18 protein-coding genes are annotated in these 24,289 nt (G+C 67.0%); 7 read left to right on the top strand and 11 right to left on the bottom strand.

The window, feature by feature from the left end:
• Positions 1-7: 7 nt before the first annotated feature.
• The 3 genes from DTS01S_RS05720 to DTS01S_RS05710 all read right to left on the bottom strand — a co-directional run bounded on the left by DTS01S_RS05720 (position 8) and on the right by DTS01S_RS05710 (position 5,611).
• On the bottom strand, positions 8-3,259 hold the full coding sequence (locus tag DTS01S_RS05720; RefSeq protein ID WP_016447673.1) for an efflux RND transporter permease subunit: 3,252 nt from the start codon (positions 3,257-3,259) through the stop codon (positions 8-10).
• An 86-nt stretch (positions 3,260-3,345) separates the two neighbouring features.
• Positions 3,346-4,629, bottom strand: a complete 1,284-nt coding sequence (locus DTS01S_RS05715; protein ID WP_016447674.1) for an efflux RND transporter periplasmic adaptor subunit — start codon at positions 4,627-4,629, stop codon at positions 3,346-3,348.
• Positions 4,630-4,750: 121 nt separating this feature from the next.
• Positions 4,751-5,611: an alpha/beta hydrolase gene (locus tag DTS01S_RS05710; RefSeq protein ID WP_016447675.1), complete on the bottom strand. Its 861-nt coding sequence runs from the start codon at positions 5,609-5,611 to the stop codon at positions 4,751-4,753.
• A gap of 175 nt (positions 5,612-5,786) precedes the next feature.
• Between DTS01S_RS05710 and DTS01S_RS05705 the strand changes: the two genes are divergently transcribed.
• Positions 5,787-6,701 (top strand): LysR family transcriptional regulator, encoded by a 915-nt coding sequence (locus DTS01S_RS05705; RefSeq protein ID WP_016447676.1) that lies wholly within the window; start codon positions 5,787-5,789, stop codon positions 6,699-6,701.
• 351 nt (positions 6,702-7,052) lie between these two features.
• The gene (gdhA, locus tag DTS01S_RS05700; RefSeq protein WP_017406691.1) at positions 7,053-8,396 is read left to right on the top strand and encodes an NADP-specific glutamate dehydrogenase; all 1,344 of its coding nucleotides are present in this window, start codon (positions 7,053-7,055) and stop codon (positions 8,394-8,396) included.
• Between the two features lie 84 nt (positions 8,397-8,480).
• Here the strand turns inward: gdhA and DTS01S_RS05695 are convergent, their stop codons facing one another.
• Together DTS01S_RS05695 and DTS01S_RS05690 are read right to left on the bottom strand one after the other, a co-directional pair.
• On the bottom strand, positions 8,481-9,806 hold the full coding sequence (locus DTS01S_RS05695; RefSeq protein ID WP_026062724.1) for a serine hydrolase domain-containing protein: 1,326 nt from the start codon (positions 9,804-9,806) through the stop codon (positions 8,481-8,483).
• A gap of 122 nt (positions 9,807-9,928) precedes the next feature.
• Positions 9,929-10,801: a methylglyoxal synthase gene (locus tag DTS01S_RS05690; RefSeq protein WP_017406693.1), complete on the bottom strand. Its 873-nt coding sequence runs from the start codon at positions 10,799-10,801 to the stop codon at positions 9,929-9,931.
• Between the two features lie 149 nt (positions 10,802-10,950).
• Here DTS01S_RS05690 and DTS01S_RS05685 point away from each other — a divergent pair, with 149 nt between their 5' ends.
• The gene (locus DTS01S_RS05685) at positions 10,951-11,853 is read left to right on the top strand and encodes an alpha/beta hydrolase (protein WP_017406694.1); all 903 of its coding nucleotides are present in this window, start codon (positions 10,951-10,953) and stop codon (positions 11,851-11,853) included.
• A gap of 27 nt (positions 11,854-11,880) precedes the next feature.
• Here the strand turns inward: DTS01S_RS05685 and DTS01S_RS05680 are convergent, their stop codons facing one another.
• Complete coding sequence (locus tag DTS01S_RS05680) at positions 11,881-13,320, bottom strand: alpha/beta hydrolase family protein (RefSeq protein ID WP_017406695.1); 1,440 nt, start codon at positions 13,318-13,320, stop codon at positions 11,881-11,883.
• A gap of 311 nt (positions 13,321-13,631) precedes the next feature.
• On the opposite strand from DTS01S_RS05680, the gene DTS01S_RS05675 reads away from it, so the two are divergent.
• Positions 13,632-15,293, top strand: coding sequence for an ankyrin repeat domain-containing protein (locus DTS01S_RS05675; protein ID WP_061287424.1), 1,662 nt, complete (start codon positions 13,632-13,634; stop codon positions 15,291-15,293).
• A 68-nt stretch (positions 15,294-15,361) separates the two neighbouring features.
• Here the strand turns inward: DTS01S_RS05675 and DTS01S_RS05670 are convergent, their stop codons facing one another.
• The 5 genes from DTS01S_RS05670 to DTS01S_RS05650 form a co-directional block, all read right to left on the bottom strand.
• Positions 15,362-16,456: a type VI immunity family protein gene (locus DTS01S_RS05670; RefSeq protein ID WP_061287468.1), complete on the bottom strand. Its 1,095-nt coding sequence runs from the start codon at positions 16,454-16,456 to the stop codon at positions 15,362-15,364.
• A gap of 34 nt (positions 16,457-16,490) precedes the next feature.
• Positions 16,491-17,579 (bottom strand): type VI immunity family protein, encoded by a 1,089-nt coding sequence (locus DTS01S_RS05665; protein ID WP_061287423.1) that lies wholly within the window; start codon positions 17,577-17,579, stop codon positions 16,491-16,493.
• Positions 17,580-17,617: 38 nt separating this feature from the next.
• On the bottom strand, positions 17,618-18,373 hold the full coding sequence (locus DTS01S_RS05660) for a hypothetical protein (protein ID WP_061287422.1): 756 nt from the start codon (positions 18,371-18,373) through the stop codon (positions 17,618-17,620).
• Between the two features lie 333 nt (positions 18,374-18,706).
• Positions 18,707-19,972, bottom strand: a complete 1,266-nt coding sequence (locus DTS01S_RS05655; protein WP_017407486.1) for a YeeE/YedE family protein — start codon at positions 19,970-19,972, stop codon at positions 18,707-18,709.
• Positions 19,973-20,146: 174 nt separating this feature from the next.
• The gene (locus DTS01S_RS05650) at positions 20,147-21,112 is read right to left on the bottom strand and encodes a sulfurtransferase (protein WP_017407485.1); all 966 of its coding nucleotides are present in this window, start codon (positions 21,110-21,112) and stop codon (positions 20,147-20,149) included.
• Between the two features lie 214 nt (positions 21,113-21,326).
• Between DTS01S_RS05650 and DTS01S_RS05645 the strand changes: the two genes are divergently transcribed.
• From DTS01S_RS05645 to DTS01S_RS05635, 3 genes are read left to right on the top strand one after another with little or no spacing between them, the layout of a single operon-like run.
• Positions 21,327-22,523 (top strand): multidrug effflux MFS transporter, encoded by a 1,197-nt coding sequence (locus tag DTS01S_RS05645; RefSeq protein ID WP_017407484.1) that lies wholly within the window; start codon positions 21,327-21,329, stop codon positions 22,521-22,523.
• A gap of 29 nt (positions 22,524-22,552) precedes the next feature.
• Positions 22,553-23,542 carry a tRNA (adenosine(37)-N6)-dimethylallyltransferase MiaA gene (gene miaA / locus DTS01S_RS05640; protein ID WP_061287421.1) on the top strand — a complete coding sequence of 330 codons (990 nt, stop codon included), beginning with the start codon at positions 22,553-22,555 and terminating at the stop codon, positions 23,540-23,542.
• A gap of 16 nt (positions 23,543-23,558) precedes the next feature.
• Complete coding sequence (locus DTS01S_RS05635) at positions 23,559-24,275, top strand: ABC transporter ATP-binding protein (RefSeq protein WP_017407482.1); 717 nt, start codon at positions 23,559-23,561, stop codon at positions 24,273-24,275.
• Positions 24,276-24,289 lie beyond the last annotated feature (14 nt).

Raw genomic sequence — 24,289 nt, 5'->3', positions numbered from 1 at the left:
TGTGGGCTCATTCATGCTCGCCACGCGCGGCAGAGGGCATGGGCAGCGCGCCGCCACCCGAGGCATGGCCGTGGGCGGGTGCCTGTGCAGGGGCCTCTTCCTCCATCTCGGGCCCATGCTGCTTGAGCGGCCGGTTGCCTGCCAAGCGGCGCATCAGCACGTAGAACACGGGCGTCAGGAACAGGCCGAAGGCCGTCACCCCGATCATTCCCGAGAACACGGCCACGCCCATGGCGCGGCGCATTTCCGAGCCGGCGCCCGTGGACAGCACCAGGGGCAGCACGCCCATGACGAAGGCCAGCGAGGTCATCAGGATGGGGCGCAGGCGCAGCCGGCTGGCCTCGATGGCGGCCTGTATGGGCGTGCGGCCCTCGAACTCCAGCTCCCGTGCGAACTCCACGATCAGGATGGCGTTCTTCGCACTCAGCCCCACCAGCACGATGAGCCCGATCTGCGTGAAGACGTTGCTGTCGCCGCCCGACAGCCAGACGCCGGTCATGGCCGCCAGCAGGCCCATGGGCACGATCAGGATGATGGCAATCGGCAGGGTCAGGCTCTCGTACTGCGCGGCCAGCACCAGGAACACCAGCAGGATGGCCAGCGGGAACACCAGCACCGCCGAATTGCCGGCCAGGATCTCCTGGTAGGTCAGGTCGGTCCATTCGAAATCGATGCCCTTGGGCAGGGTCTCGGCCGCGATGCGCTTGATGGCGTCCTGTGCCTGGCCCGAAGAGAAGCCGGGTGCGGCACCGCCGTTGATGTCGGCCGTGAGGTAGCCGTTGTAGCGCATGGCGCGCTCGGGACCGAAGCTGGAATCCACCTTCATCAGCGCCGACAGCGGAATCATCTCGCCCGAGCTGGAGCGCACCTTGAGCATGCCCACGTCCTCGGCACGCGCGCGGTAGGGCGCGTCGGCCTGCACGCGGACGCTGTAGGTGCGGCCGAACTTGTTGAAGTCGTTCGCATACAGGCTGCCCAGGTAGATCTGCATGGTGTCGAAGATGTCCGTCACCGGCACGCCGAGCTGGCGCGCCTTGGTGCGGTCGATGTCGGCATACAGCTGGGGCACGTTGACCTGCCAGCTGGTGAACATGCCGGTCAGCTCGGGCGTCTGGTAGGCCTTGGCCATGAAGGCCTTCACGGCCGCATCCATCTGGTCATAGCCCAGGGAGGCGCGGTCTTCCAGCTGCAGCTTGAAGCCGCCCGTCGTGCCCAGGCCCGCCACGGGTGGCGGCGGGAACATGACGATGAAGGCGTCCTGGATGCCTGCGAAGGCCTGGTTGAGCTGGCCGGCCACGGCGCCGCCGCTCTGGTCGGCGCGCTTGCGCTCGTCGAAGGGCTTGAGCGTGGCGAAGACGATGCCCGAGTTGGAGCTGTTGGTGAAGCCGTTGATGGACAGGCCCGGGAAGGCGATGGTGTCCTCCACGTTGGGGTTGTCCTTCATGATCTCGCCCATGCGGCGGATCACCTCGTCCGTGCGGTCCAGCGTGGCGCCGTCGGGCAGTTGGGCAAAGCCGATCAGGTACTGCTTGTCCTGCGCGGGCACGAAGCCCGAAGGCACGGCCTTGAACAGGCCGAAGGTCACGGCGATCAGCGCCAGGTAGATGGCCAGCATCAGCGCCTTGCGCGAGATCACGCGGCCCACGCCGCCGCTGTAGGCCTCGGAGCCCCGGTGGAACATGCGGTTGAAGCCGCGGAACAGCCAGCCGAAGGCCCGGTCCATGCCGCGCGTCAGCGCGTCCTTGGGCGCATCGTGGCCGCGCAGCAGCAGGGCCGCCAGCGCGGGCGACAGCGTCAGCGAGTTGATGGCCGAGATCACCGTGGAGATGGCAATCGTCACCGCGAACTGTTTGTAGAACTGGCCCGTGAGGCCGCTGATGAAGGCCAGCGGCACGAACACCGCCACCAGCACCAGGGCGATGGCGATGATGGGCCCGGACACTTCGCGCATGGCGCGGTAGGTGGCGTTGCGCGGCGTGAGACCGGCCTCGATGTTGCGCTCCACGTTCTCGACCACGACGATGGCGTCATCCACCACGATGCCGATGGCCAGCACCAGGCCGAACAGGCTCAGCGCGTTGATGGAAAAGCCCAGCAGATGCAGCACGGCGAAGGTGCCGATCACCGACACCGGCACGGCCAGCAGCGGGATGATGGAGGCGCGCCAGGTCTGCAGGAACAGGATCACCACCAGCACCACGAGCACGATGGCCTCCAGCAGCGTGTGCACCACCGATTCGATGGAGGCGCGCACGAACTGCGTGGGGTCGTAGGCAATGCGGTACTCCAGGCCCTCGGGCATGTTCTTGTTCAGGGCCTCCATGGTCTTGCGCACGTTGGCCGAGATTTCCAGCGCATTGGAGCCCGGCGCCTGGAACACGCCCATGCCCACGGCCGGGTCGTTGTTCAGCAGCGAGCGCAGCGAATAGTCGGCCGCGCCCATCTCCAGGCGGCCGATGTCGCGCAGGCGGGTCACGGCGCCATCGGCGCCGCTCTTGACGATGATGTCGCCGAAGTCCTCCTCGCTTTGCAGGCGGCCCTGGGCGTTGATGGAAAGTTGCATGTCCACGCCCGGCAACCCCGGCGAGGCGCCGACCACACCGGCCGCAGCCTGCACGTTCTGGCCGCGGATGGCGGCCACCACATCGCTGGCCGACAGGCCGCGCTGCGCCACCTTCTGCGGGTCCAGCCACACGCGCATGGCGTAGTCGCCGCCGCCGAAGATCTGGATCTGGCCCACGCCCTCGATGCGTGCCAGCGGGTCCTTCACGTTCAGCACCGCGTAGTTGCGCAGGTAGTTGATGTCATAGCGCTGGTTGGGCGAGACCAGGTGCACCACCATGGTCAGATCGGGTGCGCTCTTGACCGTGGTGATGCCCAGCCGGCGCACCTCCTCGGGCAGGCGCGGCTCGGCCTGCGAGACGCGGTTTTGCACCATCTGCTGCGCCTTGTCGGGGTCGGTGCCCAGGCGGAAGGTGACGGTCAGCGTCATCACGCCGTCGCTGGTGGCCTGGCTGCCCATGTAGAGCATGCCTTCGACGCCGTTGATCTGCTCTTCCAGCGGCGTGGCCACGGTCTCGGCGATCACCTTGGGATTGGCGCCCGGGTACTGGGCGCGCACCACCACGGATGGCGGCGCGACCTCGGGGTATTCCGAGATCGGCAGCCCGCCCATGGCGATCAGGCCGGCGATCAGCATCAGCAGCGAAAGCACGCCCGCGAAGATCGGCCGGTCAATGAAGAATTTGGATAGGTTCATGGTGTTTGGCTCCGCCACGGCAAAGCGCGGCCCATGCCGCCTGCGGTCAGGCGGCATTTCAGAGGCAGGAAAGGTGTGCGGCTAGATCAGGACTTGGTTGCGTCAGCCACTTGTTCGGCTGCCTGCCGGGTGCCCGGCTGGCGGGCATCGGCCCGCGCATCCATGGACACCTCCTTGGGCGCGACCAGGGCGCCGGGGCGGATGTGCTGCAGGCCGTTGACCACCACGCGCTCGCCGGGCTGCAGGCCCTGGGTCACGTTGCGCAGGCCGTTGACCGAGGCGCCCAGCACCACCTCGCGGTAGACGGCCTTGTTGTCGCCGCCCACCACCATCACGTACTTCTTGCTCTGGTCCGTGCCGATGGCGCGCTCGCTGACCAGCAGCATGCTGCTGTCGCGCGCCTGGCCCATGCGGATGCGGGCGAACTGGCCGGGCATGAGGGCGCCGTCCTTGTTGTCGAAGGCGGCGCGCACGCGCACGGTGCCGCTTCGGGCATCGACCTGGTTGTCGATCAGCTGCAGCCGGCCCTCGAAGGGCGTGCTGCCGGCCGTGGCCGTGCCCATCTGCACGGGAATGCTGTCGATCCTGGCGCGGTTGCCCGCGCCGCCGCCCAGCTCCTTGAGCGCGCGCGTGATGACCTGCTCATCGGCATCGAAGCTCGCATAGATGGGGCTGACCGAGACCAGCGTGGTCAGCACCGGCGCGCCCGGGCCTGCGGCCACCAGGTTGCCCACGGTGATCTCGCGCTTGCCGATGCGGCCCGACACGGGGGCGCGCACCTGGGTGTAGCCCAGGTTCAGCCGCGCCGATTGCAGGGACGCCTGGGCCGCGCGCAGATTGGCCTCGGCCTCGCTGCCTGCGTTGATGCGCTCGTCCAGCTCGCGCTGGGCAATCGCCCGCTCGTCCCACAGGCGGCGTGCGCGCTCCTGCTCGCTGCGTGCATAGGACTGGCGTGCCTGGGCCGAGGCCACCTGGGCTTCGGCACGCTCGACCTCGGCCGCATACGGTGCGGGGTCGATGGTGATCAGCAGATCGCCCTGCTTGACCAGCGCGCCCTCGCGAAAGTGCACGGCCTGCACGGCGCCGGCGACGCGGGAGCGGATGTCCACGCGCTCCACGGCTTCAAGGCGGCCCGAGAACTCGTCCCAGGCGGTGACCTCGCTTTCGGCGACCGTGGCCACCGACACAGGCGTGGCGGCGGGCTGGGCGCTGGCGGGCGCGTCATCGGCCTTGGCATCGAAGCCGTGCAGGCCGAACAGGCCGGCGCTGACGGCGAGGATGGCCGCAGCGGCGGCCGGCAGCTTCCAGCCCTTGCGCTGGGCCGAGGCGGAAGAAGAGGGTGAGGAGGATGAGGTGGATTGGGTGGACATGGTGTTTTTTTGCGTAATTCAGGGAACACGATGCCCGCCCGGCGCCTGAACGCGCCGGGAAGGCGGAATCGAAATGGAAAAACGGGGGCAGCAAGGTTCGCCGGCTGCGGCGGCGCGGGGCCTAGCCCGGTGCTGCGGGCTTGTTCATGGTGGCCTCGAAGAAGTCATGCACATGCTGGAACACGGCGGCGCTGCAGGCCGTACAGGCCTCGGCCTCGGACAGGGCCTGCGGCCAGTTCGACGCGCTGGGCAGCACATGGCTGCTGGCCGTCACGCCGGCCGCGCGCAGGCGGGCCGCATAGGCCTGGGCCTCGTCGCGCAGCGGGTCATCACCACCCACCAGCACCAGGGCCGGCGGCAGCTGGGCCAGGCGCAGCGAACTGCCGGGCACGGCATAGGGATGCATGGCGTCCTTGGGGCAGCTCAGGTACTCGCGCCAGCCCGTGGCCCAGCGGCATTCGCCGGCCTCGGGCGTGGCCTCGCGCTGCGAGGCGGTGCCGGTGCAGGGATCGAGCATGGGCGACACCAGGATCTGGCCTGCCAGCGGAGGGTGGCCCCGGTCTCGCGAGATCACGGCCACGGCGGCGGCCAGGTTGCCGCCGGCTTCTTCACCCGCGAGGAACAGCGGCGCGCCCTTGCCCGCCATCTTCACGCGGTGCTTGTACAGCCACTGCAGCACGGCGTAGCCCACCTCGATGGGCTGGGGAAACGGATGCTCGGGCGCCAGCGGATAGGCCAGCGACACCACGACGGCGCCCGCCTCGGCCAGCAGCCGGCCGATGTAGCGGCCGTTGTCCAGCGTGCCGCAGACAAAGGTGCCGCCATGGAAATGCAGCACCAGAGGCGAGACCGTGCCGGGCCTGCGCTGGCCATAGGCGCGCGCAGCCACGGTGCCGTGCTCGGGCAGCTCGATGGAGAATTCTGTTTCGGCAATCTGCGCCCCGGCGGCGGGGCCGTTCGGAGGCGACGAGGAAGTGGACATGGCGCGAACCTGCGGCAATGGTCGATGGTTGGAATATAGGCGGCGCCGGCCATGTCTGAAATAGCAACGCAGCCATCGCTCTGTTTCCGTTTCACGAACAATCGCCCGATACCGCGCATGTGAGAATTCCGCCGAGCCGGCATTCCCTTGCCGGGCGCTGCAGGAGCAACTTTCCATGGACCAGATCCAGGCCATGCGTGTCTTCGTTCGCGTGGTGGAAGCCGGCAACTTCACCCGCGCCGCCGATTCGCTGGACCTGCCCAAGGGCACGGTCACCAAACAGATCCAGGCGCTGGAGGCGCGCGTGCGCGTCAAGCTGCTCAACCGCACGACGCGGCGCGTCACCGTCACGCCCGATGGCGCCGCCTACTACGAACGCGCGGCACGCCTGCTCAACGACTTCGACGATCTCGAAGCCAGCATGGTCAACACCCAGACCGCGCCCAGCGGGCGGCTGCGGCTGGACGTGGGCAGCTCCATGGCCCGGCTGATCATCATTCCGGCGCTGACCGAATTCTGCGAACGCTATCCCGACATACAGATCGACCTGGGCGTGGGCGACCGCCTGGTGGACCTGATCAGCGACAACGTGGACTGCGTGATCCGCGGGGGCGAGCTCAGCGACCAGTCCCTGGTGGCGCGCCGCATCGGCTCGATGAACTGGGTCACCGTGGCCTCGCCCGCCTACCTGGCACGCCATGGCGTGCCCCAGCATCCGTCCGAACTGGATACGAAGCACCAGATCGTCGCCTTCTTCTCGGGCCATACGCGGCGCATGTACCCGCTGGAATTCCAGCGGGGCGATGAATCCATCGAGGTGGCGGGCAACTACCGCATCGCGGCCAACGACAGCAATGCCTACACGGCCGCCGTGCTGGCGGGCTTTGGCATCGCGCAGCTGGTCACGGCCTTTGCCCAGCCGCTGATCGACAGCGGCGAACTGGTCGAGGTCCTGCCCGATTGGACCCAGCCGCCGCTGCCCATACACGTGGTCTACCCGCCCAACCGCCACCTCAGCGCCAAGGTGCGGGCCTTCGTGGACTGGGCGGCCGACCTGTTCGCGCGCCATCCCCAGCTGCAGCGCAGCTGAAAGGCCGGCGATGGGATGGCCGGGCGGGCCCAAGCCCCGTCCGGCTGCAAGGCCTTCCCAGCCACTCTTCATGTCAGCGGGCATGGCGCCAGCCATTCCCATTCGCCATGACCATGCACGCCACCGGATACGGCCGATCCAGGAGCCTGCCTGCCCGCCCACTGCTGCACGCAGCCTTCTGCCATGCACCAAATACCGTCAATCCCCTCTGAAGATGCACCTAAACACGGCACGAAGGCACCAAGCTCGGGCGCCGTTCACCAAAATGATGCATGACGGCATAACTTTTAGGCATAATCTTGGTTTGCACTCACCCCTTCCCGCAGCCGTTTTTAGTCAGAGGTTTTTTCCATGAAGTACGAGTCCGTCGGCCAGTTCCTTGATGAAGTCGCGCAACGCAATCCCGGCCAGCCCGAATTCCTGCAAGCCGTCACCGAAGTGATGGAAAGCCTGTGGCCCTTCATCGAGAAGAACCCCAAGTACGCCGAGCACGGACTGCTGGAGCGCCTGGTCGAGCCCGAGCGCGTGGTCATGTTCCGCGTGAGCTGGACCGACGACAAGGGCCAGGTGCAGGTCAACCGCGGCTTCCGCATCCAGCACAGCATGGCCATCGGCCCCTACAAGGGCGGCCTGCGTTTCCACCCCTCGGTCACGCTGTCCGTGCTCAAGTTCCTGGCGTTCGAGCAGACCTTCAAGAACGCGCTGACCACGCTGCCCATGGGCGGCGGCAAGGGCGGCTCGGACTTCGATCCCAAGGGCAAGAGCCCCGCTGAAGTCATGCGCTTTTGCCAGGCCTTCGTCACCGAGCTGTTCCGCCACGTGGGCCCGGACACCGACGTGCCGGCAGGCGACATCGGCGTGGGCGGCCGCGAAGTGGGCTTCATGGCCGGCATGTACAAGAAGCTGTCCAACAGCGCCGCCAGCGTGTTCACGGGCAAGGGCCTGTCCTTCGGCGGCTCGCTGATCCGCCCCGAAGCCACCGGCTACGGCACCGTCTACTTCGCCCAGGAAATGCTGGCCACGCGCGGCCAGTCCTTCGCAGGCAAGACCGTCTCCGTCTCCGGCTCGGGCAACGTGGCCCAGTACGCCGTGGAGAAGGCCCTGCAACTGGGCGCCAAGGTGGTGTCGGTCTCCGACTCCTCGGGCACCGTGTATGACCAGGACGGCTTCACCACCGAGAAGCTGGCCATCCTGATGGACGTGAAGAACCACCGCTACGGCCGCGTGGACGAGTACGCCAAGCTGGTGGGCGCTGAGTTCCTGCGCGGCAAGACGCCGTGGCACCTGAAGGTGGACGTGGCCCTGCCCTGCGCCACGCAGAACGAACTGACCGAGGAAGATGCCAAGGTGCTGATCGCCAACGGCGTGGTCTGCGTGGCCGAAGGCGCCAACATGCCCTCGACCATCGAAGCCGCCAAGGCCTTCGAGAAGGCCGGCGTGCTGTACGCACCGGGCAAGGCCAGCAATGCCGGTGGCGTGGCCACCTCGGGCCTGGAGATGAGCCAGAACGCGGCCCGCCTGTCCTGGCCAGCCGAGGAAGTCGATGCCCGCCTGCTGCAGATCATGCAAGGCATCCACGCCGCCTGCCTGAAGTACGGCAAGCGCGAGGACGGCACGGTCAGCTACATCGACGGCGCCAACATCGCCGGCTTCGTCAAGGTAGCCGATGCCATGCTGGCCCAGGGCGTGATCTGAGCGTCAGCGCTCCCCACCCCTGACGAAAGCCCATGCAGCCTGCTGCATGGGCTTTTTTCATGGAAAGAGATGGATTCGCGCGCCTTACCTGTCGCGCACCGCATCGGCCAGCGCCGCCCAGGCCTTGAGCGTCAGCGCATGCGTGAAGGCCGCGCCCGCCACCGGGTGCGATGACAGCTTGACCACCACCATCTGCGCGGCCGGGTTCACGTGGATGAACTGGCCGTGAATGCCGGCGGCCTCGTAGGCGCCATCGGCGTTGTGCAGTACCCACCATTGGTTGCGGTAGCTGTAGCCGGGCCGCGCGGCCTGGATGCCGCGGAACTTGAACTGCTCGCGGTCGCCGCCGCGCGCAATGTCGTCCAGTACCGCCTTGTCGAAGATCTTGTGGCCGTTGAAGCTGCCGCCCAGGCGCAGCATCTCGCCCACGCGCGCCAGGTCACGCGCCGTGGCGTTCAGGCCCGCGCCCTGCAGCGGCGTGCCGGTGCTGTCCACCATCACATAGGCGTCTTCCTGCATGCCCAGCTTCTGCCAGATGTTCTCGCTCATGAGATCGCTCCAGCGCCGGCCCGTGACGCGCGAGACGATCCAGCCCAGCACCTCGGAATGCACGGTGCGGTAGACAAAGCCCTCGCCATGCGTGCCTTCCTTGGGCAGCGTCTTGAGGAAGTCGTACACATTGGTCGGCCCCGCGTAGCCGGGCGGACGCGGCAGCATGCCCGAGGCCCAGGAGTAGCCGAAGATCTCGGTCCTGGGGTCGGTGTAGTCCTCGCGAAAGCGCACGGCCCCGGTCATGTCCATGACCTGGCGCACCGTCATGTCGCCCCAGGCAGAGCCTTCCAGCTCGGGCACGTATTTAGTGACCAGGGCCTGGGGATCGATGCGCCCATCGTGGGCCAGTTGCGCGGCCATCAGGCCGGTGAACGATTTGGTGACCGAGAACAGCAGGTGGGGCGAGCTGGCCTGCATCTGGTTCTGGTAGCGCTCGAAGACCACCCGTCCCTTGTGCAGCACCACGATGGCGTCGGTATAGGTGCGGTCCAGCCACTGGTCCACGGTGACGGGCTGGCCCTTGTCGTCGTCAAAGCGCAGGCCGCCCAGGGCCATGGGCGCTTCGGGCAGTGCCGAGGGCGCCGCCGCGCCGCGCCGGATGTTCTGCGTGGGCTGGATTTCGCGCAGGTGCTGCACCACCCAGCGCAGCTGTGGATAGCGGTAGCCGTTGGACACGTCCACGCGCTTGTCGGCGGCCGGCGGAAAGCCCTGCATCAGCCCCAGTTGCTCCAGGCGCACGCTGTCGGGCGGCGGCAGCGCGGGCGCTGCGGGGGCCTGTGCCTGGGCCGCCACCCAGCCGGGCAGTAGCACCAGCAGGGCCATGGCATGCCGGGAACGCCGAAAGAGCGGACTGACCATCGTTGTCTCCTTGGTTTTTGGAAACGGCCAGTCTTGCAGAAAGCCCTCGGCCGGTCACGGGTGTTCACCCACCCGCAGGCCGCAAGGCTGTCGTCTGCGCGACGAAGGTTTTAGTGGGGCATTCAGCGGCGCATCAAGGCCGCATCGCACCAGCGCTGCGCCACGGCCGGAGAAGTGGTGCAGACCGTGTCGTGCGTCACCGTGGCCACGGCGCGCTCCAGCAGCTGGATGTCGGCCTCGTGCTGGCGCGCCACATGCGGGTCCTCGAAGAAGATCACGCGCTGGCAGCGGCGGTCCAGCACCAGGTCGGCGATCTGCGCATCGCCGCCCAGCGGGCCGCTGTTGTAGCGGTCCACCCAGGGCCGGTCCTCGGGCCAGCCACGGCTCCAGGCCATTTCGTTGAGGCGCTGGCCCGTGGTGCCCGTGCCCACGCGCCGGCCAAAGCGCGACAGCAGCTCGAAGTTGCGTGCCGCGAAATCCAGCATGGTGGGCTTGAGCGCATCGTGGGCGATCAGCGCCAGCGTCTGCTGTGCGTAGTCGTGAAAGCGCTGCGCACCGGCATCCTTGGGCAGACCTGCCTGGATGCGCTCCATCTCGATCCAGTCCCGCGCCGAGGCCACGGTGGACAGGAAGGGCTTGCCATGGATCACGCACTGGCGCTTGAGCGCCACGGCCTCGGGGAAGATGGAGGACGGATCCACCGGGTCGGTGAAATAGATGGCCCCGTCGATGGTGCGCTCGTCACCTTCCACGCCCACCACCTCGGCCACCAGTTTCATCAGCCCGCCTTCGCGGCCATAGGGATAGCGGCGCAGGCCCCGGTAGGACGCCAGCATGCCGGCCGCCTGGATGGCATCGAAGGTGCGGCCCACGGCATGCAGGCCCAGCTGCAGCTCGCGGATGCCGGACTCGCAGGCGCGCAGCCAGCCGAACAGTGCGGCATCCTCGGTTTGGTGGTGGATTCGGTTGGCGGCCAGGCCCAGGCGTATCGGCATACAGGTTCACTCATCAACAGTGGGGAGAGGCCCGTGCAGCCAGGACAGCCTGCGGACCAGCGGCAAGAATAGCGCCAATCCATGACAGCGCCGGCCGGCACGGCGGCGGCGCTGAACTTTTGGCCGGCCCGTGCATCCATTGTTGCGTCATGCCCTCACTGCTTTCCCACCTGTGGCCCCGACGGCGCCTGCACCGGCTCACGGCAGCGCTGGGCGTGGCCGCGCTGCTGGCGGCCAGCGGCTGCTCCGTGCTAGACACCAAGCAGCGCGAATGGATCTTCCAGCCCAGCGACCGCAGCTGGCCCGGCGCCAACACGGCCGGCATGGAAGATGTCTGGATCGACATGCCAACGCAGGACGGCGCCCGCCTGCATGCGCTGTGGCTGCCCCAGCCGGCCACGGCCGGCAACGCCCCCGTGCTGCTGTACCTGCATGGCGCGCGCTGGAACGTTGCCGGCTCCTCGCCGCGCATCCGGCGGCTGCACGAGCTGGGCTTTTCGGTGCTGGCTATCGACTACCGGGGCTTTGGCAAGAGCAGCGCCGGCCTGCCGTCCGAGGAATCGGCCGCCGAGGATGCCCGCGCCGGCTGGGACTGGCTGGGCCGGCACGCTCCGGACCGGCCGCGCTTCATCTTCGGCCATTCGCTGGGCGGCGCCATCGCCATCGACCTGGCGCGCAGCGTCCAGGATGAGGCCGGCGTCATGGTCGAGGCCACCTTCACCAGCATTCCCGACGTGGTCCGCAGCTTCCGCTGGGGCTGGCTGCCCGTGGGGCCGCTGATCACGCAGCGCTTTGCCTCCATCGACAAGGTGGCCGGCATAGGCTCGCCGCTGCTGGTCGTGCACGGCAGCGCCGATCCGCTGATCCCCGCCACGCTGGGCCGCCAGCTGTTCGACGCGGCCAGCGAGCCCAAGCGCTTCGTGCTCATCGAAGGCGGCAACCACCACAACACCCAGTCGCGCGCCATGGAGCAATACCGGCAGGCGCTGGACGAGCTGTTCGGGCTGCGCCTGCTCGCACAGGCGCCCACCGCGCCTGCAAGCCCGCGCTGAGCGGCGCAGCCTGCGCCGCCTTCCGCGCTACGGGCAGCTTGCCGCGTTCTGCGAGATCACGGCACGCAACTGCCGCGTGGTGGTGCTGTCATCCGGGCCCAGGGTGTTGCGCGTGTAGCGGCAGCCATAGGTCGGCGCGGCCACCGTGGCGGCCGTCTGCACATCGTCACCGCCCGGCCTGGCGCCGCCCTGCTCCCACTGCACCATGGCATCGAAGGCCTCCACCTGCTCGGCCACGGTGAAGTCGCAGTGCGATGCGCCGCGGATGGCGCGCTGCACCAGCCAACGGTCCTTGCCCTTGTCGGCCACGCGTCGCTGGTAGATCTGCTGCATGCTGAACGGCACATACAGGTCGCCCAGCGTGTGCAGCGTCACCACGGGAATGCCGATGTCGCCTGGGCTCACGGGAATCCAGCGCAGGCCGTCGCGGCGCAGCCGGTTGGCATCGGGCGCGGCCGTGCGCTTTTGCGCGGCGGCATTGAGCGCGGCCGAGGCCGCTGCATCCCCATCGATGCGGTAGGTGAAGCGGTTGGTATCGGTCACGTTGCGGTTCAGGATGCCGTTGACCGAGCCGTCGCTGCCGAACACGCCCCAGACCGGAGCGAACGAGCCGCCCACGGCCACACCCAGGTCGAACAGCGGGCGCGGACCGCCCGTGAGATTCTGGATCACCGACAGATAGGCGCGGCCCGTCGCGGTAGGTGCAGACGGGAAGGTCGTGAACAGGGCCGATGTCACCTTGCCCTGGATGGCCGCCCAGTCGGTGACGGCATGCTGGGCCTCGCCCGCCAGGGCCTGGGCAGTGACCTGGGCCGCCGCGAAGTAGTCGAACAGCTGGGTATCGCCCATCACACCGCACATGGGCACGGCGCCCTGGTAGCGCACCTTGTTGCGGGCCGTTGATTGGGCTTCGGCCTCGATGGCCGCCGCCGTGACATGGCCGCCCATGGAATGGCCGGTGATGTACAGGCGCTGCGGCTGCGCCAGCGGCCGGCCGTGGGATGCGGCCAGGCGGTTGAAGGCCAGCGCCAGCGCATTCGTGTCCTCCACGCCGGCGCGCACGTCGTAGTAGTTCTTGCTGTAGCTGGACGCCGCCCAGGCATAGCCGTTCTGGATCAGGTACCGGCGTATGGACGGGTTGGTGACGTTGAGCGCACTGCCCTCGCCCGCATAGCCGTGGGCATACATCACCAGGCGGCCATTCCAGTTGGCCGGCACCTCGATGCGGTAGGCCGCGCCTTCCAGCACACCGGCCCAGCGGCTGGTGCTGGCATTGTCCACCGTGTCGCCAGCGGCAGCCGCCAGCGCATCGAACGTGGTGGCAGAAGGATTGGCCGGCGCAAAGCTGCGGCTGTCCTGGGCCCGGGTTTCCTCGGGCGCATCACCGTCCCCCCCGCCGCAGGCCGCAAGGCCCGTGACCGCCAGCAGACCGAGATACTTCCAACGATTCCAACGCAGGGCTCGCATAAGACTGTCTCCTTGGGATGAAGGTTTGAAGGGGAACGCGCGCAAAAAATCCGTTTCAAGGGGGAGTGCCGACGCAGCCTATGCCAGACAACTGGCCCGCCATGCGGGTAGGAACCCGCAAGCAGGGGCTGCCGGCTGTCACCCAGATGACTGTCGCCTTGCGCTAACATCCGCGCTTGCGGTGCAGGCCGCACCCGGACCTGCGGGAAGGGTTGAACCCACCTGTATGCGCCTCTCGGCGTTTTTCTCTTGCCACATGCCTTTGTGCGCCAAGCTGCAGGTCATTGGCCTTCGTGCACGGAGGTATCCCTGTGAAACGCATCCCCGCCCGGCCCGACATGGGCCATCTCAAGAAACAGGCCAAGCAACTGCTGGCCGCCTATCGCGCAGGCTCGGCCCAGGCCATGGAGCAATTGCGCGCCCACCTGCCCGCTGCCCGGGGCCGCACGGATGAAGCGCTGGCCGCCATGGACCTGCGGCTGCACGACGCCCAGTCCGCCGTGGCGCGCGAGCACGGTTTCGCCTCATGGAGCGAGCTGTCAGGCTACGTCGAGGCATGCCAGCGCCTGGCGGCGGACCCAGAGACATCCCGGCTGCACTGGCTGGCCCTGGTCTATGCCGGCGATGTGGCGGGCGGCACGCACCGCGCGCAGCCCGCGCTGGCCCGGCGCCTGCTGGACGAGCGGCCGGAGCTGCCGGGCAATGATCCCTGGATGGCCTGCGCCATCGGCGACCTGGCCGCGCTGCGCGAAGCCACGCACACCGATCCCGGCTGGCTGCAGCGCGCAGGCGGGCCGCTGGGACTGCCGCCGCTGGTGGCCGTCACGCACTCGTGCCTGCTGCGCCTGCCCGAGTTCGCCGAGCCGCTGCGCGCCTGCGCGCGCTGGCTGCTGGACGCGGGCGCCGACCCGCTGCAGACCGTGGGCAATCGCTGGCCGCCGGCCTCGCTGCAGGCGCCCTCCGAGACCGAGCGGCTGTCAGCACTCTATGGCGCAGCAGGCCAGAACCATGATGCGCAACTGACGCAGATGCTGCTGCAGGCCGGGGCCTACCCCAACGACGGCGAATCGCTCTACCACTCTCTGGAAGGCACGCCGGCCAGCCGCGAATGCACGCGGCTGCTGCTGCAGGCGGGCGCGCGCGCGGAGGGCAGCAATGCCCTGTTCCGCGTGCTGGACCTGGACGATGTGCAGGCCCTGCGCCTGCTGCTGGACCACGGCGCCGATCCGAACGAGGACAACGGCCAGGGCGAATGGGGTCGCCCGCTGCTGTGGGCCATACGCCGGCTGCGCTCGCCCGCCCACGTGCAGGCCTTGCTGGATGCAGGAGCCGACCCGGCCACCCGCACACCGCAAGGCCTGGGCGCCGCCCGCCTGGCACGGCGCTTTGGCCTGGCCGACGTGGCCGTCCTGCTGGAACAGGCCACGGGCGCTGAACCCGCCACGCCCGAAGAACAGTTCGTTGCCGCCTGCGCCATGGGCGACCGGGCCCAGGCCGGAGGGCTTCTCGCGTCCCACCCGGGTCTGCTGCAAGGACTGTCTCACGAGCAGCTGCGCATGCTGCCCGAACTGGCAGCCCTGGGCCGCATGGAGGCCGTGCGCTGCATGGTGGAACTGGGCTGGCCCATCGCTGCGCGCGGCGGCGACTGGGATGCATCCGCACTGAACCAGGCCGTGTTCCGTGGCGATGCCGCCATGGCGCGCTTCCTGCTGGAGCACGGCGCACAGTGGACCGAACGCCACGCCTATGGCGACAACTGCGCAGGAACCCTGTGCTGGGCATCGCTGAACCGGCCCGAATCCACGGAACCCGGCGGCGGCGACTGGCTGGGCTGCGCCCAGGCCCTGCTGGACCACGGTATGCCCATGGCCCGGCCCGACCCCGAAGTACCCGGCTGCGTGCTCATCGACGGCAACCGGCAGCGGTATCCGGACGAGATCACGGATTTGCTGCTAGGGGTTGACGCGGACTAGGTCCGCCCGACCCGAAAACCCGTCCTGCCGGCTGGCCCGGCAGGATTCAGCTGCAGTGCCTGCATGGGTCAGAACAGATCAAACCGGCTCATGTAGGCATCGCATGCCAGCAGCCACGCATGTTCATCATTGGACCCCGAAGGCGGCGGGCCGATGAAGTTGTTGAGCCGGGATCTGGCGCGCAAAGGCTTGAGCAGGCGTGCCGCCTCGCCAAAGGCGGGCAGCGTCAGCCCCTGGTCCATATCCCCCAGTCCTGGGAAATCTCCTGCCCGTATCCCCAGACAGTTGCCTACATCCCCAGCCGAAAGATACTGGCTGGCCTGAACCTGCTTGCGCACCGCATCCCGACCACCCAGCTTTTCCAGCAAGGCATCACTCACAAAACTCAGCCAGTTGATGCTGTACATGGCGTTGTTGAAGTCATGGCTCATCAGCGCAAGACTGCCCAGGGCATTCAAACCCGGGAAACGCTGCAGGTAGGGATACAGTATTTGCTGCCCTTTGCCGTCGGGTCCGATATTGCGTTCTTCCACTGCGGGCATGACGCCCCAACCTGCAATGGCCCAATAGGGCTGCATCAACTCCACAATCTGGGTGGTGAGGCGGCCCACATTGCGCTCTGGCGGTTGATCCATAATCCACCACGCGGGAAATGCCATGCGAATGAAAGACATGGCCGGGCCCTTTTTTATCGACCCATATCTCTCACGATACCAAATACCTTCATCATTCTCAATACGGCAATAAAGGCGAAAGTCTTGCGCATTATTCTCCCACACCTCAGGAGGATTTGGCTTACCCGAAGCCATATGAAATATCAGGGCATAACCTTTTGGGTTATCAAAGCTTTTCTGCTTCTTTGCAGCCAACTTTCTTTGTGCTATCGCGCTGGTCAGCATGGCAGGCATTCCGTCGTACCAATAAACCAGTTTCTCCTTCCCTACAGCCTCACAAAAAAGTTCCACCACTTCCCATGCACGCTCACGCACGGCCAATGAATCCCCGTCATGGAACACCATCTCGATCGTCCAGCCTGCTCTTGCACAAATACGTCCAAATTGATTCTGTAATACCAGCGCCTTGAGAATATCCATCGTCGCCGCGGTGGCAACATTCGCTTTCTCATTGCCGCAAGGCCAGTTGAAATCATGTTCCGCAGCCATCGCCATCTTCTCCATTACTTCAACACACCAGAAATCAGAACAAATCAAACCGGCTCATATAGGCATCGCATGCCAGCAGCCATGCATGCTCATCATTGGAGCCAGAAGGCGGCGGTCCGATGAAGTTGTTGAGCCGGGATTTGGCACGAATCGGCTTGAGCAGCCGCGCCGCCTCGCCAAAGGCGGGCAGTGTCAGTCCCTGGTCCATATCCCCCAGCCCCGGAAAGTCTCCGGCCCGAATCCCCAGGCAGTTGCCCACATCCCCGGCGGAAAGGTATTGGCTGGCCTGCACCTGCTTTCGCACGGCCTCCCGCCCACCCAGTTTCTCCAGCAATGCATCGCTGACAAAACTCAGCCAGTTGATGCTGTACATGGCTTTATTGAAGTCATGGCTCATCAAGGCAATACTGCCCAGCGCATTCAATCCCGGGAACCGCTGCAGATAGGGGTACAGCACCTGCTGGCCTTTGCCATCGGGATCGATATTGCGTTCTTCCACTGCCGGCACGACACCCCAGCCTGCAATGGCCCAGAAGGGCTGCATCAACTCCACCATCTGGGTGGTGAGGCTGCCCACATTGCGCCCTGGCGGTTGGTCCAGAATCCACCATGCTGGAAATGCCATGCGAATGAAAGACATGGAAGGGCCTATGCCAGGTGTTGTATGGCGATCATGCAGCCAGATGCCTTCATTGTTTTTTATTCGGCAATAAAGTCGAAATTCTTGTGCATTTTCCACCCAATCATCTGGAGGTTTTGGACTTCCCGAGGCCAGATCAAACATCATTGCAAAGCCATTCGGATTATTGAGCGTATTGGGCTTGTGCTTTTCCATTCTCGCTTTCCCTTTCTCGCTGGCCATAGCCACAGGAGCCATCCCCCACCATATTGCAAGCTTCTCAGCACCAACGGCTTCAATGAATAGATCTATCACCTTCCAAGCGCGCTCGCGCACAGCCAATGAATCCCCTTCATGGAATACCATCTCGATGGTCCAGCCAGCTCTTGCGCAAATATTGCCAAATTGATTACGCAATACCAGTGCCTTGAGAATATCCATCGTCGCCACGGTGGCTTTTTGCAGTTCTCTGGTGCTCAAAGGTTTGTTGAAGTCTTTTGCCATATCTATCCTCCATATTTCACCGTACCGAAGCCGTCGCCTCAAAAGGACAACCCGAGAACTCTCGCCAGTGCGCTCCCTACCGCACCAACACCTCGCAGTGCCCTCCCCAGTGCGGATGCACCGGCCGCAGCCCCGACCGCTGATGCCGTATCCGCATTCACCCGCTCCGCCAAAGAGATGGCCTTTTCCCTGTTGGCCTGCCATAGCGTTGCTTGGTTCAACACACTTTCGTTCACGTTTCTTCCATCGCTGTCGCAAGCACAGCTTCCGGCGTCTAAAGCCTTCTTAAGAAATTTCTCTCCAAAAATTTCTTGATATGCCTGGAACTGATTCATGCCATCGGGCCCAAATTCTGAAGAAAAGCCATCCCCCGGAAACTTCATCTCATAGACCCGCTGCACGTTGTCCAGCACAGGCGGAAGGCGCGCGTTCTTCACCACGACCACATCCGGAATGCGCGAGCCCGCAGGCCGGCTGCGCGTGGGGCGCACGGGCTCGTTGCGCGACATGACAGGTGCTCTGTTCAGGTAAGGCACTTCCTGCTTGTAGTAGCCCCGGTAGCCTTCAAACCCATCGGCCTGCATGACCACGCCGGCCACGCAGCGCTGGCCCAGGCCGCCGGTCATGCAGCAGCAAAACAGCTCGCACAGCGCCCTGCGGTCCAGTTCGTTGTCGAAGTCCCGGGTGCCGCATACCTTGTTGAAACCCACAAGCACGACAGCCTTGCACAGGTCCCTGGACCGCTTCAGGCGATTGAGGGCAATGAAGGCGGGAACCAGTTGCCCGCAGCTCATGTATCCGAGCGGATGGCCGGTGGCCGCTCCACTGCCCCATTCAACTCGTGGAAACGCCCTGCGCGGCTCAATGGCGCATGGATGTCTATCCTGAATGTCATTGGCTCCTTCGCCTGTGAAAGGCGCTCCCTTCCTTCTGAAAGGAAAATAATAGGAGCAATGAATTGGGCACGTAAATCCTATTTTCCAGAGATTTCCAGGACTGAGCTGCCCGCAATTGGCAGCGGTCTCCTCTGAAAACTGGCAGAAAAAAGCCTAGGACAAGCAATGGCCAGAAAGCCTGTTTCAGGCGCCGCTCTCGCCTGTCACTCGGCAATCACCTCCTGCTGCAGGTCAAAGCCCCTGCGCTCCCGCACGCTCGTGCTGCCAGCGCCGCAACACAAACCCCAGCCACAGCGCCGTGAACACGGCCGCGCCAAAGACCCAGCCCGACAGCGCGCCCGCCATGCTGCCCGACAGCAGCGTGCCGATGGTGCAGCCCAGCCCCGTCATGGCGCCCCAGCCCAGCAAGGCGCCACCGGCCAGGCCGCGAGCCGCATCGCGCCAGGTGGGGCGGCGCGGCGTCCACTGGCGGCTGGCCACGGCGGCGCCCCAGGCGCCGGCCACCAGGCCCAGCAGCAGCACGGCATGGGGCGTGAGCAGGCTGTTGAGCACGGCCGTGGCGCATCCGCCCAGTGTGTCCAGGCCGTGCAAGCGCTCGGGCACCCAGCCGCCTGCCTGGGCCCAGCTGCGCACGGTGCTGCCCAGCGTGGTGGTCACGCCCAGCGGCCGCATGCGCACGATGGCGGCGGCCGCGATCAGGCCCACGGCCAGGCCGCCCAGCGCGGCGTTCCAGCGGCCTTGCCACAGTGACAGCCACAGCTGGCGCAGGCCCGGTGGCTGCGCCGGTTCTGCCGCAGGCCGGGGCCGTGCGCGGCCCGAGCGCCCATGAATGCGCCAGACCCAGGCCGCCAGCAGGCCCAGCACGGCCAGTTGCAGCGCCAGCGCGCCGCCATAGCCCAGATGGGCCGGCAGCCAGATGACGGGCGCATCGGCAATGGCCAGGCTGTACAGCGGGTTCCAGCTGCGAAACCCCAGCACGAAGCCCAGGCCCGTGCCGACCAGGGCAAAGGGCGCCACGGGCGAGCCCTCGCCCAGCCGGTACCAGTGGGCGCTGATGCACGAGCCCGAGACCGACATGCCCGCGCCAAAGGCCAGGCCCGCAAGGACCAGCACCCAGCTCACGGGACCTATGTGCATGTCGGGCGGCAACTGGCCCGGCTGGGGCACGGCCACCCAGCTGCCCAGCACCACGGTCATGCCCGCCGATCCCACGGCCAGTGCCAGCAGGATGGAGAGCACGCCGCGCGGATCGCCGAACTCGAACCAGTCGCGCGCATGGCAGTAAAAGCAAAAGCGCGAGCGCTGCAGCACCAGCCCCAGCAGCAGGCCCAGCGCCAGCGCAAAGACCAGGGTGCGCCCGCCGCCTTGCAGCTGCAGCTGCGCCGCCACAGGCCAGGCTGCGGCCAGCACGGCGGCCAGGGGCAGCCATCTGGTCCAGTCCCTTGCCCTGTGCCTGCCATTCACGTTCTGCGTGTGCTCACCGGTCACGCTTGTCATTGCTGCCCCCTTTTGTTGCCATCCACGCATAAAAAAGGGGCCCGCAGCCTGCGGGCCCCAAAGGAGCCGAGCTTTTGCCAAAGCCACTCGTCACCACCCCTGATCCGTCGAACCAAGAGCACCGACACCCCTCGCCCGGCCCCCGCCTTCAAGACAGGTTGATCGACTGCAGGATCATTTCGCGGCCCAGACCGTACCGGCCGGGTTGTTGATGGGCACGCCCACGGAGTTGCCGTATTCGGTCCACGAGCCGTCGTAGTTGCGCACCTGGTAGCCCAGGATCTTGGACAGCGCAAACCAGGTGTGGCTGGAGCGCTCGCCGATGCGGCAGTAAGTGATGACGGGCTTGCTGCCGTCGATGCCCACGCCCGCATAGAGCTTCTTGAGTTCTTCGGCGGACTTGAAGCTGCCGTCCTCGCGCACTGCCTGGCCCCAGGGCACGTTGACGGCACCGGGGATGTGGCCGGCGCGGATGGCCAGCTCCGGCACGCCGGCCGGGGCGAAGACCTTGCCCTGGTATTCGTCGGCCGAGCGGATGTCGACGAGCCTGGCGTCGCTGCGACCTTCGGCCGAGGCCAGCGCATCGGTCAGGCGCGCGCGCAGCGCGGTGTTGACCTTGCCCACGCGGTAGGTGGTGGCCGCATATTCCGGGGCGCGGTTGTTGAGGGGGCGGTTCTCGGCCTCCCACTTCTTGCGGCCGCCGTCCAGCAGCTTGACGTTCTGCACGCCATAGATGTCGAAGACCCAGGCCCCCCAGGCTGCAAACCAGTTGTTGGTATCACCGTACAGCACGACCGTGGTGCCGTCCTTCACGCCGGCCTGCGACAGCAGTTTCTCGAACTGCTCCTTGCCCACGATGTCGCGGCGCACCTTGTCGTTGAGATCGTTGTGCCACGAGAAATTGACCGCGCCCGGCACATGGGAGCGCTCGTACAGGCCGGGGTTGACGCTGACTTCGACGATGCGCACGTCGGCGCGGTTGAGGTTGGCCGCCAGCCATTCGGTGCTGACCAGCGGACCTTCGGGAACGGGCGCATTGGCATGGGCCGTGCCGCCGATCAGGGCCGCGACGTACAGCACGGTGCAGGCACCCTGGCGCAGGGTGGCGGGGATGGTGGAGAAAGCGGTCGGCGTTGCCATCACGGTCCTTTGTTCGCAGTTGCGTTGATTGCTCGGTTGGGGTCGGGTTGCTCTGCAATGCAATGTAGGCAGGGGCGGGCCGGTTCCCAACTGCGCAATCCGCAGATGGATATGCGCCGCCAAGGCATGGACAGCGGCACCCCGGGTTCTCTGCTACCCTCGGTCGCCTATGTCAGCGCCCCTGTCTCCCGCCGCCGCGCAAGCGCAGCCGGCCATGTCCCCCGTCCTGGTCGTCGTCCTGCTCGGCCTGCTGCTGGGACTGCAGCCGCTGGCCACCGACCTGTACCTGCCGGCCCTGCCGTCGATACAGGCGGCCTTCTCCACCCAGGTGTCCCAGGTGCAGCTCACGCTGACGGCGTTCCTGCTGGCCTTCGGCTGCTCGCAACTGGCCTGGGGGCCGCTGTCCGACCGCTTCGGGCGCCGGCCCATCCTGCTGGCGGGCATGTCCATCTACGTGCTGGCCGCGCTGGGCAGCGCCAGTGCAGAGGCCATGGAGTCGCTGATCGCCTGGCGCGCGCTGCAGGGGGCATCGCTGGGCGCCGGCGTGATGTGTGCACGCGCCATGGTGCGCGACCTGTTCGCGCCGCACCTGGGCGCCCAGGTCATGTCCAAGGCGCTGACCGGGCTGGGCGTGATCGCCTTCCTGAGCCCCGTCAGCGGCAGCCTGCTGGTGGATTCGCTGGGCTGGCGCTCGACCATGCTGGCCCAGGCGGTGATGGGTGCGCTGGCCCTGCTGCTGGTGGCCCTGCGCTTCACGGAGACACTGGCCCGCACCAATCCCACGGCGCTGCAGCCGCTGGCCCTGGCGCGCAACTGGATCACCATCTTGCGCCACCCGGGATTCCAGTCCTACCAGTTGCTGACCTGCTGCACCTATGCGGCCCTGTTCACCAACCTGGCCGCATCTTCCTTCACCTATATCCATGTGCTGGGCGTGAGCCGCACGGGGTACGGCCTGCTGATGGGCAGCAACGCGCTGTGCTACATCGCGGGCACCTTCCTGTGCCGCTGGCTGCTGCAGCGCATGGATGTGCGGCGCGCCGTGCAGATTGCCGGGCTGGCCAGCCTGCTGTCGGCCACGGCCATCGGCATTGCGGCGCTGGCCGATGCGCGCAGCCTCTGGGCCTATGCCCTGCCCTTCTATATCTTCCAGATCGCCCATGGCGTGCACATGCCCTGCGGCCAGAGCAATGCCATCGCGCCCTTCCCGCAGTCGGCGGGCACGGCCTCGGCGCTCAACGGCTTCACCATGATGCTCATCGCCTTTGCCATGGGACACTGGCTGGGCCTGCACCTGGACGGCCAGTCCACCCGGCCCATGGCCTTCGGCATCTGGTTCTGGGGCGTGTGCACGGCCCTGGTCGCCTGGGGGCTGGTGCGCCGCCACGGCCGGGTCGATGGCCACCGCTGATTCCACTTTCCTGCGTTCCCGTTTCTCGAATGTCAACCGCTTCCCCGCACCCCTGCCTGGCCATCGCCGGCCCCACCGCTTCCGGCAAGACCGCTGCCGCCCTGGCCCTGGCCAGGCTGCTGGCCGAACGCGGCCAGGCCGCAGAAATCATCAGCGTGGACTCGGCCCTGGTCTATCGCGGCATGGACATCGGCACGGCCAAGCCCACGCCCGAAGAACTGGCTGCCTGCCCCCATCACCTGATCGATATCCGCGACCCGCTGCAGGCCTACAGCGCGGCCGAGTTCGTGCAGGACACGCAGCGCCTGGTGGCCGAGATCCGCGCGCGCGGCGCCCTGCCGCTGCTGGTGGGCGGCACCATGCTGTATTTCAAGGCCCTGCAGGATGGCATTGCCGACATGCCGGCCGCCGACCCCGCCGTGCGCGAGCGGCTGGACGCCCAGGCCGCGCAGATCGGCTGGCCCGCCATGCATGCGCTGCTGGCCCAGGTCGATCCCGCCACGGCCGCGCGCCTGGCGCCGGCCGACAGCCAGCGCATACAGCGCGCGCTGGAGGTCTGGCAGGTGTCGGGCAAACCGCTGTCCAGCTTTCATACGCGGGCGGGCAAGGATGCGGCACAGGGCCTGATCAGCCCCGGCGGCTTCTTCTCGCTGGAGCCGCAGGACCGCGCCTGGCTGCATGCGCGCATCGCCCAGCGCTTCGACGCCATGCTGGACGCCGGCTTCATCGACGAGGTGCAGCAACTGCGCGCGCGCGGCGACCTGCACCTGGACCTGCCCTCCATCCGCTGCGTGGGCTACCGCCAGGCCTGGGAATCGCTGGACGGCCTGTACTCCATGAACTCGCTGCGCGAACGCGGCATTGCCGCCACGCGCCAGCTGGCCAAGCGCCAGATCACCTGGCTGCGCAGCATGCCCGCCCGCCATGCCATTGCCTGCGATATGCCCGATGCCCAGCAGCAACTGCTGCAGGCAGCGATGGCCGTGGTGGCCGCAGCAACCCAGGCCCGCAACGGCTGAACAGGAAACCGCCTTCATGACTGCCGTGCCCCAGGACAACACGCCGCTGACTCAGCCGCCGCTGCTTCAGGTCCAGGGCCTGGCGCGGCGCTACCGCAACGACGGCGGCACGGAAACCGCCGTCTTCGAGAACGTGGACTGCAGCGTGGCGCGCGGCGAGTTCGTGGCCATCGTGGGTGACTCGGGCGTGGGCAAGTCCACCTTTCTCAACTGCCTGGCCGGGCTTGATGAGTGGCAGCAGGGCCGCGTGCTGCACGAAGGCCAGGACCTGTCGGCCCTGGATGAAACCGGCCGCGCGCTGTGGCGGCGCAGCCATGTGGGCTTCGTGTTCCAGGCCTTCCATGTACTGCCGCACCTGGATGTCTGGCACAACGTGGCCCTGCCGCTGATGCTGCTGCAGCGGCTGGATGCGGCGGGCCGCCAGCGCGTGCAGCAACTGCTGCAGGCCGTCGGGCTGCAGGGGCTGGAGCAGCGCCTGCCCTGGCAGCTCAGCGGCGGCCAGCTGCAGCGCGTGGCCATTGCACGCGCCCTGGTCCACGGCCCGGCCCTGCTGCTGGCCGACGAGCCCACCGGCAACCTGGACCCCGGCACGGCCGCACAGGTCATGGAACTGCTGCTGCAGCAGACCCGGGAACACCAGGCCGCCCTGGTGCTGGTCACGCACTCCATCGAGGCCGCTCGCCGTGCCGACCGCGTGCTGCGCCTGACCGCACAGGGCATGCAGCCCGCCTAGCGCCAGAGACCATC

This window comes from Delftia tsuruhatensis NBRC 16741, assembly GCF_001571325.1.
Lineage (GTDB): Bacteria > Pseudomonadota > Gammaproteobacteria > Burkholderiales > Burkholderiaceae_C > Comamonas > Comamonas tsuruhatensis.
The sequence above is the reverse complement of the archived record's forward strand: the minus strand, read 5'-3'. Positions and strand labels throughout refer to the sequence as shown.